The following is an 18157-nucleotide window of genomic DNA, read 5'->3' on the forward strand; positions in this document are numbered from 1 at the left end:
AACCATGCAATGAAGGGAAACGATCAGGCAGGGCGCCAGTATGACCAGCGCCCTGCCCCGCCCATGGCGCGATAAGACACGGGTAACGGCGGTATCTCGCTGTTTTGATTTGGGATTCACACGTACAGGTCAATCGCCGAACGGGCCAGCTGGACCTGTTGCACCACCACCGGTTCGGCCACTGGCGAGGTGTCGCTGCGGCTGAACGCTGACGGCTGCGGATCACGCTGCGCACTGCCGCGCGAGGACTGATCGCTGACCGACGCCTGCCCCAACGCAATGCCCTGGCTCGCCAGCGCCTCGCGCAATAGCGGCAACGCCTGCTCCACCGCCGCGCGCACCGAGGCATGGGCGACCTGGAACTGCGCCTGGGTGGTGGCGTCGTTCAGGTCGAGGCTGATGGACAGCGGGCCAAGGTCGGCGGGGTGCAAGTGCAGGTCGACTTGCCTGTCGCCACGGCTGACCATATCGACCATCTGCTGGCCGAGGTCGGCCGCCCAGTCGCTGCTGCCGACGACGGCGGCGACGACCAATTCGTTGTCGGCGACAGGGGCAGCGACCGGGCTGGCCGGTGCCGGCGCGAGGCTGAACACGCCAGGCGAATCCGGATTGTCGGGCTGGCGGTCATCGGCTTGCGGGCGCACTTGCGGCACCGCCTCCGCCACGGTGGCAACCAACGTGGGCATGGCGTCCGGCAGGTCCACCGGTTCTGGCGTGTCGGGCTCATCCTCCGCCGCGACCGGCAGGCTCGGGACCTGGGTTGTCGCGCGGCTGATCACGGGCTCGGGCGCGGTCGGTGTGACGTTGAGCGGTACCGGCAGGCTGACCGCAATCGGCGGCGCGACGATCACTGCCGAAGCGTCCAGTTGCCCGGCGCTTTCGATCAGGGCCATGCGCTGGCGGATATCGTCAAGGGTGCTGTCAGCCGCGCTCGTTGACTTTGTCACTTCGACCTCGGCCACCGGTTCATCCGCCAACACGGGCGGCAGCTCAACCTCGGGCTCTTCCACGGGCAGCACTTGCACGACGACCGGCGCAGCGGGTGCAGGGGAGACTGCCACAGGCGGCGGGACCGGGACCGGCGCCTGCACCACCGGCAACGCTTGCGGCACCGGCGCAACCACCTGGCTCAACACCGCCGAAAACGATTCCGTCAGCGCCACCGGCGCCTCGGCGACAACATTGTCTGCCCCCGGCGCGGGCGCAGCCGTCGGCACTAACGTCGCGAGAATATCCATGCTGTTCCTTAAAGACCGCTATCGATGGAGGAAGGAAACGCCGCAACCCGGCGCCGCAGCTGGCTGGCCAGTTCATCGCACTGACGCTGCTCCACCCGCCCAGCCAGCACCTGCTCCTGCTGGGCCCGCCGCGCCAGCAGCGCCTCGATCGAGCTGACCTTGCGCCACTGCGCCATCCACGTGAGCTGGTGATGGGCGACTTGCTTGCGATGCCGCTCCAGGCTCTTTTGCGCACGCTCCACCGCTTCTTCCAGCGACTGCAAAAAGCCGCGGTAGTTGGTCAACGCCGACGGGCTCATGCCGTCGTTGGCCAACTCCACTTGCAGGTTCTGGCGGTATTCCTGCTGGTACTGGTCGAGGGTGCGCAACTGGTTGATCACCTGCTGCTCGGCGCTGCGGCTCTGCGCCAGGGCACGGGCCGCGACGTCGCGGGCCTTGGCGGCCATTTCGATCAGCAGGTGCAGCGATTGATTAGCCATCGATGATTACTCGAAAAAGTCAGTTGCCGGGGAACAACAAACTGAGGCCGTGCAGGGTCTCGTCGACGCTGGCACGGTCATCAATGCGTTGTTGCAGGAAGCGCTCGATATGCGGGTACAACCCCACGGCGCGGTCGAGTTGCACATCGTGGCCCTGGGCGTAGGCGCCGACGCTGATCAGGTCGCGGTTGCGCTGGTACCGCGAGAGCATTTGCTTGAGCTGGTTGGCCTTGCGCTGCTGGGTGTCGCTGGCGATGGCGGTCATGGCGCGGCTGATGGACGCTTCGATATCGATGGCCGGGTAATGCCCGCTTTCGGCCAACTGGCGCGACAGCACGATATGCCCGTCAAGGATCGCCCGCGCCGAGTCGGCAATCGGGTCCTGCTGGTCGTCGCCTTCGCTGAGCACCGTATAAAACGCGGTGATCGAACCGCCACCGGGCGGGCCGTTGCCGGTGCGCTCCACCAGCTTGGGCAGCTTGGCGAACACCGACGGTGGATAACCTTTGGTGGCGGGCGGCTCGCCCACGGCCAGGGCGATTTCACGCTGGGCCATGGCGTAGCGGGTCAGCGAATCCATGATCAGCAGCACGTCCTTGCCCTGCTCGCGAAAATCCTCGGCGACCCGCGTCGCATACAGCGCGCCTTGCAGGCGTTGCAGCGGCGATGTATCCGCAGGTGCGGCCACCACCACCGAGCGGCGCAAACCCTCTTCGCCGAGGATATTGTCGATAAAGTCCTGTACCTCGCGGCCCCGCTCGCCAATCAAGCCGACCACGATCACATCGGCCTGGGTGTAGCGCGCCATCATGCCCAGCAGCACCGACTTGCCGACGCCGGAACCGGCAAACAAGCCCAGGCGCTGGCCACGCCCGACACACAACAAGGCGTTGATCGCGCGAATGCCCACGTCGATCTGCCGATCAATCGGCGCCCGCTTGAGCGGGTTCAGCGGCTGGGTATGCAAGCCGGCATGATGGGCACCGAGCAACGGCCCGCGCCCGTCCAACGGCTGGCCGCCGCTGTCGAGCACGCGCCCGAGCAAGGCCATGCCCAACGGAAAACTGCGATTGCCGCCGCCTTCGTCCGCCGCAAAGACCCGTGCACCGGGTTGCAGGCCGTGGATTTCCGCGAGCGGCATCAGGTACAGCGTGTCCCCGGCAAACCCCACCACTTCGGCCTCGGCGAACACGCCGTCCAGCTCAATGCGACACGCCCCGCCCAATGGCAGGCGCAGGCCCACCGCTTCCAGGACCATGCCGGTGGCGCGGGTGATGCGCCCGCTGCGCAGGTGCGGCGCGACCTGCAAGGCTGGGCCGTGCAGCGTATCGAGCACACCGCTCCAGCGCGCGCGATGCGGATTCATGGCAACTCATCCAACACGCGCTCGACGTTGCGAGTGAGCAGCGCCAGGCGCGACGGCCGCGACGCATCCAGCTCGCCCCCTGCGCTGACCACCCGGCAACCGCCCGCCTGCATCGCCGCGTCGGCGTGCAGCACCCAACCCGCCGCGTCGATCTGTTCGCCGAGGCTGTCCTGCACGCGTTGCAAATCGTCGGGGTTGAGCCACAGCTTGGGCTTGCCGGTGAGTTCCAGGTCGCTGTCGAGCAGGCTTTTGACCAACACCAGCACCTGTTCCGGCTGCGCGTTCAGGGCTTCGCCGGCCAGTTGCTCGGCGGCGTCCAGGGCGATGCGCACCAGTTGCCGGGCGATCTGCGTGTCCATGGCTTTCAGCGCGTCGTCAAAATTGCGGCACAGCTCCAGCAACGGTTGCAGGGTCTCGACCCTCTGCTGCTGCAACTCCACGGCGGCGGCTTGGCGACCTTCGTCCAGGCCCTGTGCATAACCTTGCTCCACACCTTGGGCATGCCCGATCTGCTGGGCCTCGGCGATGGTTTTTTCGCGCAGCACCTGCATCTCCAGCTTGTGCTGGAAGGCTTGCTTGCGCAGGCGCTCGCGGTGGCTGCTGTGGGGGTCGTCGCTGGCCGCCGCCGGGCTGCCCAGCGGGTCCATCTGCCAAGGTTGCCAACGGTCAGACATAGGTGTCGTTGCCGCGCGCGGTCACGATGTCGCCGCTGTCGGACAAGCGCCGCACCACGGCGAGAATGGCCTTCTGTTCGGATTCGATCTGCGACATGCGGATCGGCCCGCGCGCTTCCATGTCCTCGCGGAACAACTGCCCGGCACGCTGGGACATGTTGTGCAGGAAGCGTTCCAGCAGCGCCGGCGGCGAGCCCTTGAGGGCGATGGCCAGGGAGTTCTGATCGACCTGTTGCAACAGGGTCTGGATGCCACGGTCGTCCACGTCGATAAGGTTTTCGAACAGGAACATTTCGTCGAGGATCTTCTGCGCCAGGTCGTCGCTGTGCTCGCGCACGGTGCCGATGGCCAGTTCTTCGTGGGCCGAGCTCATCAGGTTGAGGATTTCCGCCGCCGTGCGCACACCGCCCATTTTGCTGCGCTTGAGGCTTTGGCCATCGAGCATCACGCCAAGCACTTCGGTGAGTTCCTGCAACGCCACCGGCTGCACGCCGCTGAACGTGGCGATGCGCAGGATGATGTCGTTGCGCAGGCGATCCGGCAGCAATTGCAAGATGTCCGAGGCCTGGTGACGCTCCAGGTGCACGAGGATGGTGGCGATGATCTGCGGGTGTTCGTCGCGAATCATCTCGGCCACCATCGAGGCTTCCATCAGGTTGAGCTTGTCGATGCCCGAACCGGTGTTGGTGCTTTCGAGGATATCGTCGATCAGGCTGGCGGCGCGTTCGCTGCCCAGGGCCTTGGTCAGCACGGCACGGATATGGTCGCTGGTCTGGATATTGATGGCGGCATATTGGTCGGTCTCGTCCATGAACTCTTCGAGCACCTGGCGCATTTCTTCATGGGACACCTGGCTCAGGCGCGCCATTTCCATGCTGATGGCCTCAACGTCTTCGCTGGGCAAAAACTTGAACACTTCCGCGGCGCTGTCCGCATCCAGGGAGAGTAAGAGGATGGCGCTGCGCCGCGAACCGCTGATCTTGCTAGTCATTTTTCTTCATCCATCCGCGCACGATCATGGCCACCAGTCGCGGGTCTTCGGCCGCGATCTGTTGCAGGCTCTGCATGTTCTGTTCATACACCGCCGACTTGCGCGGCAAGGTGTGTGGCGCGCTTTCCTGGCCGGCGACCACCAGGCTTGTGCCGGTGCTGGACGGCACCAAGGCCGTGCCGGGCTCGGCGTTGTTCGCCAACAGCGCCTGGGTATGCGCCGCGTTGCGTCGCTGCATCGGGCGCAACACGATCCACCACAGCGCCAGCGCGGCCAATGCCACGGCGAGATAGCGCAGGCCGGTGCTCAGCAGGTTGTAGGCTTCGGGGGTTTTCCACCACGGCTGTTCGTCGACGCTGGTATCGGCTTCGACAAACGGGCTGTTGATCACTTGCAGCGCATCGCCACGGCTTTCGGTAAAGCCCATGGCCTGGCGCACCAGGTTGTTGATGCTGTCGAGTTCGTCCTTGCTCAGCGGCTCGCTGGTCGGCTTGCCGTCCTTGAGCACCGTGCGGTAGTTGACCACCACCGCCGTGGTCAGGCGCTGGAGGGTGCCCAGGCTGGACTTGACGTGCTCGACGTTGCGGTCCACCTCGTAGTTGATCATGCGCTCGCTTTGGCTGGCGCTTTTCGCGGTTTTCGCCTCCGGCGTCGCCGCGCTGCCACCTGCGGGTGTTGGCGCGTTGGCCTTGGTCGGCGCAGGGGTGTTGGGCGGTGAGTTGGTCAGCGCGCCGGGCACGCCACGGCCGGCATCGTCGCCGTCCTGCACATGCTCGGAGGTTTGCTTGCTGCGCACGGCGGCGGCGTTGCTGTCCTGGTTCGGCGCATAGCGTTCAGCGGTGCTTTCGCGGCTGGAAAAATCCACCTGGGCGACCACTTGGGCGTGCACGTTCTGGCTGCCCAGCAGCGGCGTGAGGATGTCTTCGATACGGCGCTGGTAGGAGCGCTCGATCTCATGCACATAGTCGAGTTGCGAGCCGTCGACGCCGCTGTTGTCCCCATGGGTCTGCGACAGCAGGCGGCCGTTCTGGTCGACCACTGTGACCGCGTCCACGCTCAGTTCCGGCACGCTGGAGGTGACCAGATGCACAATCGCGCTGGTCTGGCTCGGCCCGACTTCGCGGCCGGGTTGCAGGGTCAGCACCACCGAAGCGCGCGCAGCTTCGCGGTCGCGCACAAACACCGATTGCTTGGCCATCACCAAATGCACCCGCGCCTTGGCCACCGGGCCCAGGGACTCGATGGTGCGCGCCAGCTCGCCTTCGAGGCCGCGCTGGTAGTTGAGGTGTTCGGCGAACTGGCTGACGCCGAAGGCTTGCTTGTCGAGCAATTCAAAGCCGACGCTGCCGCCCTTGGGCAAGCCTTGTTCGGCCAGTTGCAGGCGCAGCGCGCCCATCTTGTCGCCTGGCACCAGGATGGTATTGCCGCCTTCGCTGAGGCGATAAGGCACGGCGCGCTTGTCCAGCTCGCTGATGATCTGCCCGCCGTCGGCCTCACTGAGGCCGGAAAACAGCACGCGGTATTCCGGCTGGCGCGCCCACAGCAGCAAGGCGACCACCACCGCGATGACCGCTGCGGCGGCCATCAGCAACGGCACCAGCGGTTGGCGGCGGAACAGCGTGGTCAAGGCTTCCAGGGGTTTGACAGGGACCGGGGTCGCCAGGTTTTTTTGCGCGCCTTTGGCCAGGACTGCGGTACTCACGAAGGTAGGGCCTGTGCGAAAGACATTGCAGCGTCCGGTAACAGTAGTAGGCGGCCATTCTGGCGAAAACGGCCAAAGCCAAAGGCCGGAAAAGCCACTGCTTTTGCGGTCAATTGGGCGAATGTGCCCGGAGTCAGGCTTGTTAACCTGCTGGCCTGATAGCAACTTGTGGAACCGGCACCATGAACCCGTCCGCCCTGACCAATGCCCTGCAACAACTGTCGCTGCTGGCCGAACAGGCCGAAGGCGCGAGCGCGCAACGCAGCGCGCCCGCCGGTGGGTTTGCCGGCGAGTTGCAGTCGTCGCTGCAGCGCATCAACCAGTTGCAGCAGACCGCCACCCGCCAATCCAACGCGTTCCAGGCCGGCAGCGAATCGGTGTCGCTGAGTGATGTGATGGCCGACTCGCAGAAAGCCAGCGTCGCGTTCCAGATGGGCGTGCAGGTGCGCAACCGCCTGCTCACCGCCTACAAGGACGTGATGGCGATGCAGGTCTGAAAAAAATCGGCGCGCCCCTAAAGACGGGCCCGCGATTGGCCGATGTTGCGTTCAAACGCACCCCAGGACAGGCACACCCATGGCAACCACGACCTCTACCACCTCGTCGACTGCAACCATTACCTCTCTCGGGGTCGGCTCCGGCCTTGACCTGGACAGCATCCTGACCAGCCTGGAAGAGTCCAAGGAAGCCAGCCTGCTGACGCCCATCACCACCCAGGAAACCTCGGTCAAAGCCGAGATTTCCGCCTACGGCACCTTGACCAGCGCCCTGACCAAACTGCAAACGGCCGCGGAAGCCCTGGCCGATTCCAGCCTGTACACCGCGCTGACCACCAGCCTGTCTGGCAGCGGCGTCACTGCCGCGACCACCAGCGACGCCGTCGCCGGCACGTACAAGCTGGAAGTGACCCAGCTGGCCCAGGCGCAAAGCCTCACCACCGATGGCGTCGCGAGCAAGACCACGGCCCTCGGCACCGGCACCCTGACCCTGCAAGTGGGCACGGCCGACGCGGTGTCGATCACTCTGAGCAGCAGCAACAACACCCTGGAAGGCATTCGCACGGCGATCAACGCGTCCGGCGCCGGCGTGACCGCGTCTATCGTCAACGACGGCACCGGCACGCCGTACCGCCTGGTCTTGACCTCCGACAGCACCGGCACCGAGTCGGCCATGACCGTGACCTACAGCGGCGACGACAGCAGCGACACCGCCTCCAGCCTGTTCGGCTACGACGGCAGCACGGGCAACATGACCCAGACCGTCGAAGCCCTGGACGCCGAGCTGACCATCAATGGCATCTCGGTCACCAGCCAAAGCAACACCGTCGAAGACGCGTTGCAAGGCGTCACGCTGAACCTGTCCGCCGTCGGCAGCTCGCAGACCCTGACGATTTCCCAGGACACCGACGCGATCTACGACGCCATCGAATCGTTCGTCAGCGCCTATAACAGCTACGTGTCCACCGTCGACACCCTCACTTCCTACGACGCTGATGCCGACACGGCGGGCGAATTGCTCGGCGACTCGACCACGCGGCGCATCAGCACCAAACTCAGCAGCGACCTGTACAGCGCGGTGGGCAGCGGCACCTTCAGCTATTTGTCGCAGCTGGGTATTTCCCTGGAAGTCGACGGCACCTTGCTGATCGACGAAGACACCCTGACCAGCGCGATCACCGACAACATCGATGGCGTCTCCGAGTTCTTTGTCGGCACCGATGGCACGTCCGGCTTCATCGGCCAGATGACCACCGACCTCGACACCTACCTGGACGAAGACGACGGCCTGATCGTGGCGCGCACCGACAGCCTGGCGACCAAGCTGGAGCAACTGGAAGACCGCTACGACGAAAAACAGGCGCTGATCGACTCCGAAATGGCGCGCTGGACCGAGCAGTTCACCCAACTCGACACCCTGATCGCGTCGCTCAGCTCGACTGCGGACTACCTCACCACCCAGTTCGACGCCCTCAACAGCGACAGCTGATGACCCACCCGGAGCACATGAGATGAACGCCTATCGAGACGCGAATGCCTACGCCAAGGTGGGCGTGGAAAGCGGCATTTTGGCGGCCTCACCCCACCAGCACATCGTGATGCTGTTCGACAGTTACCAGGCCACGCTGCGCATCGCGCGCCTGCACTTGCAGGCCGGCAATATCGCCGCAAAAGGCCAGGCCATCACCAAGGCGATCAACCTGGTGAGCCAGGGTTTGCGTGGCTCGCTGAACCTGGAACAAGGCGGCGAGATTGCCGCCCAGCTGGACCAACTCTACGACTACGTGGTTCGCCTGCTGCTGCGCGCGAACTTGAACAATGACGATGCCGCGCTGAACACGGCCGCCGAGTTGCTGGAGAATGTCGCCGCAGCCTGGCGGGCGATTGGCACGCAGACCGAGGAAGCGCAGTAGAAATGATGCAATCACAACTGATCGCGGCCTACGAACAACTGCTCGAACAATCACAACGTTTGCTGGAGTGCGCCAAACACGCCGACTGGGACGGTATCTTCGCGCTAAAGTCCCAGGGTTTGATTGACGCCGCTTACTTGCGCCGCGCGCAAGACCAAGTTGACCTGGATGCCAGCGGCCAGCAATACAAACTTGAACTACTCAGCCAGATCCTCGCGCTCGAAGAGCAAGTTAACGGGTTCTTGCATGCGCGACAAAATGACCTCGGCGAGTTGATGCAAATCAATCGGCGCAAGAGCAATCTAAACAACGCCTATGGTGCATCTTCCAATCAAGTGATACCAATAAGCCATTATTTGTATCGAAAGAAATAACAAACACCTACACGCTGCATCTACGGGCGACACATAAGTGTGAAAATATCTTTGAGGTAGGCTAAAACACTGAAAACAGACAAGAAATATCATTCCTCAGTCTGTTATCGTACGGCGTACTTAATACTTTAGAAAAAATTAAAAAAAACCGGTATTCACGGCCAGCTAGCGGATGGTCGGGAGCATGAATAACCGAATAACGCTACATCCAGGCACTCGTTGTACAACCCAAAAGCCTGACTTTAGTACTTGTCGATTTGCAGCACTGTCTGCCAGAGGTCATGCCATTAGGCGTGCCGAACTGTAGTACCCAACGGGAGGGGTAGAAAGTTGCCAAATACCAACACTGAGCTTGAAGACATCCAGGACCTGAACCTGTCCTATTTATTACTGGCACAAAACCTATTGCGCAAAGATCGCGAGATCGCGATTTTCCGCCTGAAACTCAGCGAACCCATGGCCGACCTGCTGACCAAACTCAGCAGCAAGCAAATGACCCAACTGGCACGGGTCAACCAGTTGATCTGTCGCCCGGTATTTGAAGAGACTGATCGCTTGTCCCGAGTGCTGGGCAACGCCCGCGAACTGGGCATGGTCGAGATCCACTCCGCGCTGCTGATGGCTGCGGCGGATCGCACCGGCGACTTGCGCATCGGGGAAGGCTGACCCATGTCAGACAAAAGCCTGGTCACCGAAATGCAGCAAGTGCAACTGGCCATCGAACTGATTGAGCTGGGTGCACGGCTGCAGGTGCTGGAAACGGAGACCACGCTCAGCCGAGGCCGCCTGATCCGACTCTACAAGGAAGTACGAGGCGCCTCCCCACCCAAGGGCATGCTGCCCTTCTCCACCGATTGGTTCGTGACGTGGCTGCCGAATATTCATTCGTCACTGTTCTACGGCATTTACCGCAGCCTCATGGAAATTGGCGGGCATCGCATCGATGCCTTCGTCAAAGCCTATCGCCTGTACCTGGAACAGGTCGGCGACCAGGAAGGCGAGCTGGTGCTGGGCCTGACCCGGGCCTGGACCCTCGTGCGGTTCTTTGAAAGCGACATGCTGGAATTGATCCGTTGCTCGTGTTGCTCCGGTGAGTTTGTGGCGCACTCCCATGCGCCGGCACAGCACTATGTGTGCGGCATCTGCCAGCCGCCGTCGCGGGCGGGCAAGACTTTGAAGCGGCGGGATATCGATGCGCAGCTGCTCGCCAACCTGCCGCCCATGCGCAAAGCCTGAGACCGCTGCTGCTTTTAAATGTGGGAGCTGGCTTGCCTGCGATGGCGGTGGGTCAGCCACCCAAATGCCAGCTGATACACCGCTATCGCAGGCAAGCCAGCTCCCACATTGGATTTTTGGTGTTCTTGGGATCGAAGAACCTCTCAATTCACCCATCCCCGTTGCCGATATTCAGCCAGTCACCCATTGCTTGAATATAAGGAAACGACCACGTGCTCATCGTATCCGGGCTTATCGCTGTACTGCTGTCGGTGTTCGGGGGCTTCGTCCTGTCCGGTGGCAGCCTCGGCCCGCTGTACCAGCCGATGGAGCTGTTGATGATCGGCGGTGCCGGCGTCGGGGCGTTTATTGCGGCCAACAATGGCAAGGCGATCCGCGCCACGTTCGGCGCCATCGCGCGCTTCAAACGCAGCACCCGCTACGACAAACGCTTGTACCTGGAGCTGATGGCGATGATGTACGGCCTGCTCAGCAAGGCGCGCCGCGAGGGCATGCTGTCACTGGAGCGGGACATTGAAGACCCGGCGCAAAGCGCGGTGTTTGCGCCCTATCCGCGGCTGGTCAGCGACCCGTTGATCATCCTGTTCCTCACCGACTACCTGCGCCTGCTGGTGAGCAGCGCAATGCAGGCCCATGAACTCGACGAATTGATGCTGCACGAGATCGAGGCGTTCGAACACGAAGCCAGCCTGCCCTCGGATGCACTCTATAAAGTCAGCGATGCCCTGCCAGCGTTCGGCATCGTTGCGGCGGTGATGGGCGTGGTCAAGGCGTTGAGTGCGGTCAACGTCGGCCCGGACCTGATGGGCCAGATGATCGCCCATGCACTGGTCGGCACCTTTCTCGGAATTTACCTGGCCTACGGTTTGGTCGCGCCCCTGGCCTGCCGCATCGAGCGCCAGGCCGCGGAGTCGGTGAAGATGCTGCAATGCATCCGCGTCACCCTGCTGGCCAGCGTGCAAGGCATGCCGCCGCAACTGGCCGTGGAATTCGGCCGCAAGGCCCTGCACAGCAGCGAACGCCCCGGCGCCCTGGAACTGGAAACCTACGTGCGCAGCGGCGGCGGCGCATGAGCGAGCGCCCGATCATCATCCGCCGCAAAAAAGCCGCGAAACACGGCCACCACGGCGGCGCCTGGAAAATCGCCTTCGCCGACTTCATGACCGCACTGATGGCGCTGTTCCTGGTGCTGTGGGTGCTGTCCAACGCGAGCAAGAACGACAAGGACGCCATCGCCGACTACTTCAGCACGCCGCTGCTGGTAGCGATCAGCAAAGGCGAGCGCAGCGCCAACAGCGCCAGCGCGATCCCCGGCGGCGGCCCTGACCCGCGCAGTGTCGAAGGGGAAAAACTGCGCCACACGCCGCGCCTGTCCGGCGAAGAACGCCGCCACCTGGAATCCCTCAAGCACCGCCTCGACGCCGCCGTCGACCGCGACCCGCAACTGCGCGAACTCAAGCAGCAGATCGCGATTGAACTGAGCCCCGAAGGCCTGCGCGTGCAACTGCTGGATACCGACAAACGCCCGATGTTCGAACTGGGCAGCGCCAACGTCGCGCCGTACCTGCGCAAGCTGCTCAAGACCTTTGCCCCGGTGCTCAACGAACTGCCCAACCGCATCCAGATCAGCGGCCACACCGACAGCCACCCTTATCCCGGTGGCGATGCGGGCTACAACAACTGGGACTTGTCCGCTGACCGCGCCAAGGCTTCGCGACAAGAGTTGGTGCCGGGCGGGCTGGATTCCGACAAGCTGCTGCGGGTGTCGGGCATGGCTGATCGCATTCCGTTCAAGGGTGCAGGGCCTTTCGACGCGGCCAACCGGCGCATTGAAATCATCGTGCTGGATCGTCGGGTTGCGGAGCGGATCTTGTCCCAGGATGAGTTCGGCACTGAGCCCTCCTCCCCCTGAAGAACAGGTACAACCCTGTGGCGAGGGAGCTTGCTCCCGCTGGAGTGCGAAGCGCTCCCAAGATTTTGGGGCCGCTACGCAGCCCAGCGGGAGCAAGCTCCCTCGCCACAACAAGCGCGCTCGCCACAGAATAGCGGGGGATTGTGCACGGTGTTCACCTGATCGCCCGCCCCCGCGCCCTCGCACAATGGCGCCATGGCCGAGACCAGCAAAGAAGACAAGACCGAAGCGGCGTCACCGCGCCGCATCGAAAAGGCCCGCGAAGAAGGGCAAGTCCCGCGTTCCCGCGAAATGAACACCTTTGTCATGCTGCTGGCCGGCATCGGCGGGCTGTGGCTGATGGGTGGGCATCTGTATGACAGCCTCGGCCAGGTGATGGAACAGGCGTTGCTGTTTGACCGCGCGCAACTGTTCGACACCGCGCGCATGCTCACGGTGCTCTGGCAGCTGAGCCAGAACACCTTGCTGGCGCTGGCGCCGTTTTTTGCCTTGATGACCTTTGCCGCCCTTGCCGCTCCGGCCTTGCTCGGCGGCCTGGTGATTACCCTGGCGGCGGTGCGCCCGCAGTTCTCGCGGGTCAACCCGATCAGCGGGTTGGCGCGCTTGTTTTCGGTGCAGGTGCTGGTGGAGTTGGCCAAGGCCGTCGCCAAGGCCACGCTAATCGGCACCGTCGCGTACGGCTTCCTCAACAGCCATCTCGACCAATTGCTGACCTTGCCCAACATGCCCGCACCCAAAGCCCTGGCCACGGTGATGAGCCTGACCGCCAGCGCCTGCGCGATGTGCGTGGCGGCGCTGATCATTGTGGTGGGCATGGACGCGCCGTACCAACTGTGGACCTACGCCAAGAACCTGCGCATGTCCAAGGAAGAGCAACGCCAGGAACACAAGAACGCCGACGGCGACCCGCATATCAAGGCCAAGATCCGCCAGGTACAACAGGCCCGCGCGCGGCGGCGGATGATGAGCAAGGTGCCCAAGGCTGACGTGATCGTCACCAACCCCAGCCACTTCGCGGTGGCGCTGTCCTACCAGAAAGACAAGAACGGCGCGCCGCGCGTGGTGGCCAAGGGCGCGGACGACGTGGCCCTGCGCATCCGCGAGATCGCCGCCGAGCATCACCTGCCGATGCTGGAAGCGCCGCCACTGGCGCGAGCCTTGTATTTCCACGTCGATCTGGACCGTGAAATTCCCATCGAGCTGTACACCGTGGTCGCCGAAGTTGTCGCCTGGGCGATCCGCCTCAAGCGCGTCAGCGGACACGGCGGCGACCTGCCGCCGACCCCGGCGAACCTAAGCGTACCGCCGGGCATGGACCAGCGCGGCCCGCGCAACCCGACACCTGAGGATGAACCGAACGCATGAAAGGCATCACCGATTTTTTCGGCCCCGACTCCTGGCTGGCCACCACCGACTTGAAAGTCATGACCGGCCCGGTGCTGATCGTGCTGATCCTGTCGATGATGATCCTGCCGCTGCCCACCTTCATCCTCGACCTGCTGTTCACCTTCAACATCGCCCTGGCGATCATGGTGCTGATGGTCAGTATGCTTACCGAGAAGCCGCTGGATTTCTCCGCATTTCCCTCGGTGCTGCTGTTCACCACACTGCTGCGGCTGTCGCTGAACGTGGCATCGACGCGGGTGATTCTGATGGAAGGCCACACCGGCGCCGACGCCGCCGGCAAGGTGATCGAGGCGTTTGGCGAGTTCCTCGTGGGCGGCAACTTTGCCGTGGGCCTGGCGCTGTTTTTGATCCTGGTGACGATCAACTTCATGGTGATCACCAAGGGTGCCGGGCGTATCGCCGAAGTCGGTGCGCGCTTCACGTTGGACTCGATGCCTGGCAAGCAAATGGCGATCGACGCCGACCTCAACGCCGGCTTGATCGGCGAACCGCAAGCGCGCCAACGGCGTAAAGAGGTGGCCCAGGAAGCGGACTTCTTCGGCTCCATGGACGGCGCCAGCAAGTTCGTGCGCGGTGACGCCGTGGCCGGCTTGGTGATCATGGGCGTGTGCATCATCGGCGGCCTGGCCATCGGCATCCTGCAACACGGCATGGCGTTTGCCGATGCGGCGCACACCTACACCATGTTGACCATCGGCGATGGCTTGGTGGCGCAGATCCCCGGCCTGGTGATTTCGATTGCGGCGGGTGTGACTGTGTCGCGGGTGAACACCGAACAGGACGTGGGCCAGCAGATGATGGGCCAGCTGTTCAGCCGCCCGAAAGTGCTGATGATGACCGCTGGCGTCATGGGCTTGCTCGGCCTGGTGCCGGGCATGCCGAACCTGGTGTTCCTGCTGTTGACCGGGCTGCTGGGTGGCTTGGGCTGGTGGTTTTCCAAGCAAGAAGCGCTGGCGCCGGAAGGCTCGCCCACCCAAACGCTGTTGCCCAAATCCGCCTCCCAAGGCAGCGAAGCCTCGTGGGACGACGTGCAGTTGGTCGACACCCTGAGCCTGCGCGTCGGCCACCGCCTGATCCAATTGGTGGATGCCCGCCAGCAAGGCGAACTGATCACGCGCATCAAGAGCCTGCGCAAAAAATTCGCCCAGGACGTGGGCTTTCTGCCGCCCGTGGTGCATGTGCGCGACAAGCTGGAGCTGGCCGCCAACACCTACATCATCAGCCTCAAGGGCGTGGAAATCGGCCGTGGCGAAGTGTTCCCCGGCAAGTGGCTGGCGATCAATCCCGGCAAGGTCACCCACACCCTGGAAGGCACGGCGGCAGTGGACCCGGCGTTTGGCCTGCCGGCGATCTGGATCGACGCCAACCTGCGCGAGCATGGGCAGATCTACGGCTACACCGTGGTCGATGCAAGCACCGTGACCGCCACCCACCTCAACCACCTGCTGCACCAGCACGCCAAGGACATGCTCGGCCGTGGCGAAGTGCAAAAGCTGCTGGACAAGCTCGGCCCCGACAGCAAGGGCCTGATCGACGAAGTGGTGCCCAAGCTGGTGACGCTGACGGTGCTGCAACGGGTGCTGCAAAACCTGCTGGAAGAGAACGTGTCGATCCGCGACATGCGCACCATCCTCGACGCCCTCGCCGAACACGGCGGCGTGCTGCAACCGCCAGACGTGCAGGAACTGACCGCCGTGGTGCGCATTGCCCTCGGCCGCTCCATCGTCAACCAGCTGTTTGGCAACCAGGCCGAACTGAAAGTCATCGGCCTGGATTTCAACCTGGAGCAGGTGCTGATGCAGGCCGTGGGCAATGGCGGCGCGCTGGAACCGAGCCTTGCCGACAACCTGATGCAACAGACCAGCCTGACCCTCAAGCGCCAGGAAAACAGCAGCGAACCCGCGGTGCTGGTGGTGCCCAACAGGCTGCGCCCGGTGCTGTCGCGCTTCCTGCGCCGGCGCTTGCGCCAACTGACGGTGATCGCCCTCAGCGAAATCCCCGACGACCGCACGTTGCGCATGACCCATGTGATCGGAGGCAAGCCTAAGTGAGTGCGCAACGTTTTATCGGCGCCAACAGCCGCGAGGCGATGAACCAGGTGCGCGCGGCCTTGGGCGAAGACGCGTTGATCCTGTCCAGCCGCATGACCGACGCGGGCGTGGAGATCATGGCCCAGGGCGAAGAAACCGCGAGCGCGCCGCCGTTGCTGGAATGGCTGCTGGAAGCGGGCTTCAGCGCCGGTTTCAGCGAAGACGTGCTGGGCCGCACGCCCGCGCACTTGCCCGATGCCACGCCGGCACGCCTCAAGGCCTGGCTGATGCAACGCCTCGACAGTCAATTGAACCTGTTGGGCGATGAAGCCGAGCTGTTCCAGGCGCCCACGGTGATTGCCCTGGTCGGGCCGACCGGCGTGGGCAAGACCACCACCACGGCGAAGTTGGCGGCGCGGTATGTGATGCGCCAGGGTCCGGGCGATGTGGCGCTGGTGACCACCGACAGTTTTCGGGTCGGCGCCCATGAGCAGCTGAATATCTATGCGCAATTGCTCGGCGTCGAACTGCACACGCTGGCGCCGCAGGCTGCGCTCGATCCGCTGCTGAGCCGCTTGGCCGACAAGCGCCTGGTGATCATCGACACCGTGGGCATGAGCCAGCGCGATCAACGCTTGCTCGCGCACATCCAGCAACTGCGCGGCGTGCGCCTGATGCTGGTGCTCAATGCCGCCAGCCACGGCGACACCCTGGATGAAGTGGTGCACACCTACCGTGAGGCCGCGCAGGCGGCCGGGTGTCGGCTGGACGATTGCATCATCAGCAAGTGCGACGAGGCGACGCGCTTGGGGCCCGTGCTGGAGACCGTGATGCGCCACCGCTTGCGCCTGAATTACTTATCCACAGGCCAACAAGTGCCGGAAGATTTGCAACTGCCCGGCGCGTCGGCGTTCTTGCAGCAGGCACTGGATATTTCCCGGCCGTCGCGGTTTGCTGCGCCCCCCGCCACTGCCACCCGCCCGCACCTCGACGCCCTGGCGCGCAGCCTTTTGGGCCAGCGCAAGGCGCTGCTGGCCTTGCGCGACAGCCTGATCACGCACGTCGAGGGCTTTGCCTTGCTGGTGCAGGTCTGGCCGTTGATGGCGCAGCCGCAGGCGTGTTGGGAGGGTTTTCTCGGCGAGCCGCCAGCGCCGTCGAGCGCTGCGTGGATCACGTCCGGCAAGGCGAGCCAGCGGGCGGTGTTTGAAGCGCAGTCACATCCCCTGGGCACTCTCGCCAAGCGTGGCGAATGCTTCGGCATCCGCGCATTGCGCTACCGCAACCGCCCTGCGCGGGTGACCTTGAGCCATCTGCCGGTGGCCTTTAAAGGCAGCGCTGTACGCGCCTGGTTCGCCACCTTGCAAGACAGTCACAGCGGCCAGCATCTGAGCCAGCGCTATTGGCTGGTCGAGGAGCAATACGCGCTGCATGAACAGGCCGCCGAACTGCTGCACCAACTGAAACAGGACGAACTGGCCGACCTGACCGCACGCGGTTCCACGCGGCTGCTCGACCTGCACCCGCACCTGCACGCCGAACCCCGCCACTACCTGGCCGCCGGCTTCGCCGCCAGCGCCTTGCGGCTGGTCCAGGCCCCGGATGACTGGGCGTTCCAGGCGCGGGCGCAACTGCTCGGGTTACTGCCGAAAAAGCCCCGTGGGCAGGCGCGGGAAATCCTTGAAGGGTTGCTGCACCTGGCCGCCGTCATGGACAGCTTCGAGCATGCATGACCAGGCCGCGGGGTTGCGCCAGTGGGCCCAACTCAATCAGCGCACGCTGCTGCTGTTCGGCGCGGCGCCCGAAGCGCTACTGGCGCAACAGGCGTTGGCGCGTTGGCATCGGCAAGGCCAGCGCTGGGTCGGTGACCCGGCGCGCTGGCGGGTGCGGGCTGTGGATAAGTATCAGCCCGAGTGGGCGCAATCGCGCTGGGGGATTTGGGTAGGCAGCGACTTGGGGGCGTTTGAGCGGGCGTTCAATACCTTGAGCCTGTTGCATGACTATGGCGGGCCGGGGCAGGTGTTGGCGTTGCACTCAGGTTTGCCCCAGGAAGGTTTGCTCAGCAACTTGCGCGAAGCCGCGCAGCGGTATCTCGGCGTGCGCCTACTACTGATCAATGAAACCTAACTGTGGAAACTGGCTTGTGTGGGAGCTGGCTTGCCTGCGATAGCGGTGGGTCGGCAACACATTTATCAACTGACAGACCGCCATCGCAGGCAAGCCAGCTCCCACATTGGAATTGCGCTAAGCAGGGAATATGTCATTCGGCACGAGGCTGTTCGACGCTTAAGCGCCCCCCCTCAGCAGTAATAATCCCGTGGATTTTCTGTCTTTCGCAGGC

The 18157-nt window shown here is 63.8% G+C and carries 18 protein-coding genes; 12 read left to right on the top strand and 6 right to left on the bottom strand.

The features are described 5' to 3' along the window. Nucleotides 1–116 precede the first annotated feature (116 nt). The 6 genes from PSH87_RS23270 to fliF are packed head-to-tail and all read right to left on the bottom strand — an operon-like array spanning nt 117 to nt 6450. Complete coding sequence (locus PSH87_RS23270; protein ID WP_305431267.1) at nt 117–1238, bottom strand: flagellar hook-length control protein FliK; 1122 nt, start codon at nt 1236–1238, stop codon at nt 117–119. Between the two features lie 8 nt (nt 1239–1246). Continuing rightward, nucleotides 1247–1717, bottom strand: coding sequence for a flagellar export protein FliJ (gene fliJ, locus PSH87_RS23275; protein ID WP_305431269.1), 471 nt, complete (start codon nt 1715–1717; stop codon nt 1247–1249). 19 nt (nt 1718–1736) lie between these two features. Continuing rightward, complete coding sequence (gene fliI, locus PSH87_RS23280; RefSeq protein ID WP_305431270.1) at nt 1737–3083, bottom strand: flagellar protein export ATPase FliI; 1347 nt, start codon at nt 3081–3083, stop codon at nt 1737–1739. Continuing rightward, nucleotides 3080–3757: a flagellar assembly protein FliH gene (locus PSH87_RS23285; protein ID WP_305431272.1), complete on the bottom strand. Its 678-nt coding sequence runs from the start codon at nt 3755–3757 to the stop codon at nt 3080–3082. Before PSH87_RS23285 ends, fliI begins: the two co-directional genes overlap by 4 nt. Next, entirely contained in the window at nt 3750–4748 is a 999-nt protein-coding gene (gene fliG, locus PSH87_RS23290; RefSeq protein ID WP_017735852.1) for a flagellar motor switch protein FliG, read from the bottom strand. Before fliG ends, PSH87_RS23285 begins: the two co-directional genes overlap by 8 nt. Next, complete coding sequence (gene fliF, locus PSH87_RS23295; RefSeq protein WP_305431274.1) at nt 4741–6450, bottom strand: flagellar basal-body MS-ring/collar protein FliF; 1710 nt, start codon at nt 6448–6450, stop codon at nt 4741–4743. Before fliF ends, fliG begins: the two co-directional genes overlap by 8 nt. A gap of 182 nt (nt 6451–6632) precedes the next feature. Between fliF and fliE the strand changes: the two genes are divergently transcribed. From fliE to PSH87_RS23355, 12 genes are all read left to right on the top strand, one after another. Beyond that, the gene (fliE, locus tag PSH87_RS23300; RefSeq protein WP_017735854.1) at nt 6633–6947 is read left to right on the top strand and encodes a flagellar hook-basal body complex protein FliE; all 315 of its coding nucleotides are present in this window, start codon (nt 6633–6635) and stop codon (nt 6945–6947) included. Nucleotides 6948–7026: 79 nt separating this feature from the next. Continuing rightward, the gene (fliD, locus tag PSH87_RS23305) at nt 7027–8436 is read left to right on the top strand and encodes a flagellar filament capping protein FliD (protein ID WP_305431277.1); all 1410 of its coding nucleotides are present in this window, start codon (nt 7027–7029) and stop codon (nt 8434–8436) included. Nucleotides 8437–8458: 22 nt separating this feature from the next. Continuing rightward, entirely contained in the window at nt 8459–8860 is a 402-nt protein-coding gene (fliS, locus tag PSH87_RS23310; RefSeq protein WP_017735856.1) for a flagellar export chaperone FliS, read from the top strand. A 2-nt stretch (nt 8861–8862) separates the two neighbouring features. Next, nucleotides 8863–9234: a flagellar protein FliT gene (fliT, locus tag PSH87_RS23315; protein ID WP_017735857.1), complete on the top strand. Its 372-nt coding sequence runs from the start codon at nt 8863–8865 to the stop codon at nt 9232–9234. Nucleotides 9235–9564: 330 nt separating this feature from the next. Further along, nucleotides 9565–9900, top strand: coding sequence for a flagellar transcriptional regulator FlhD (gene flhD, locus PSH87_RS23320; RefSeq protein ID WP_017735858.1), 336 nt, complete (start codon nt 9565–9567; stop codon nt 9898–9900). A 3-nt stretch (nt 9901–9903) separates the two neighbouring features. Then, on the top strand, nt 9904–10470 hold the full coding sequence (flhC, locus tag PSH87_RS23325; RefSeq protein WP_017735859.1) for a flagellar transcriptional regulator FlhC: 567 nt from the start codon (nt 9904–9906) through the stop codon (nt 10468–10470). Nucleotides 10471–10682: 212 nt separating this feature from the next. Next, nucleotides 10683–11543 (top strand): flagellar motor stator protein MotA, encoded by an 861-nt coding sequence (gene motA, locus PSH87_RS23330; protein ID WP_207041687.1) that lies wholly within the window; start codon nt 10683–10685, stop codon nt 11541–11543. Continuing rightward, nucleotides 11540–12382 (top strand): flagellar motor protein MotB, encoded by an 843-nt coding sequence (motB, locus tag PSH87_RS23335; RefSeq protein WP_305431279.1) that lies wholly within the window; start codon nt 11540–11542, stop codon nt 12380–12382. Before motA ends, motB begins: the two co-directional genes overlap by 4 nt. A 195-nt stretch (nt 12383–12577) precedes the next feature. Beyond that, nucleotides 12578–13747: a flagellar biosynthesis protein FlhB gene (gene flhB, locus PSH87_RS23340; RefSeq protein WP_305431281.1), complete on the top strand. Its 1170-nt coding sequence runs from the start codon at nt 12578–12580 to the stop codon at nt 13745–13747. Continuing rightward, the gene (gene flhA / locus PSH87_RS23345; RefSeq protein WP_305431283.1) at nt 13744–15840 is read left to right on the top strand and encodes a flagellar biosynthesis protein FlhA; all 2097 of its coding nucleotides are present in this window, start codon (nt 13744–13746) and stop codon (nt 15838–15840) included. The genes flhB and flhA overlap by 4 nt, the downstream gene beginning before the upstream one ends. Then, on the top strand, nt 15837–17549 hold the full coding sequence (locus PSH87_RS23350; protein ID WP_305431285.1) for a flagellar biosynthesis protein FlhF: 1713 nt from the start codon (nt 15837–15839) through the stop codon (nt 17547–17549). The genes flhA and PSH87_RS23350 overlap by 4 nt, the downstream gene beginning before the upstream one ends. Further along, nucleotides 17542–17943 carry a hypothetical protein gene (locus PSH87_RS23355; RefSeq protein WP_305431287.1) on the top strand — a complete coding sequence of 134 codons (402 nt, stop codon included), beginning with the start codon at nt 17542–17544 and terminating at the stop codon, nt 17941–17943. Before PSH87_RS23350 ends, PSH87_RS23355 begins: the two co-directional genes overlap by 8 nt. The last annotated feature ends 214 nt before the right edge of the window (nt 17944–18157 follow it).

The organism is Pseudomonas sp. FP453, from assembly GCF_030687495.1.
GTDB lineage: Bacteria > Pseudomonadota > Gammaproteobacteria > Pseudomonadales > Pseudomonadaceae > Aquipseudomonas.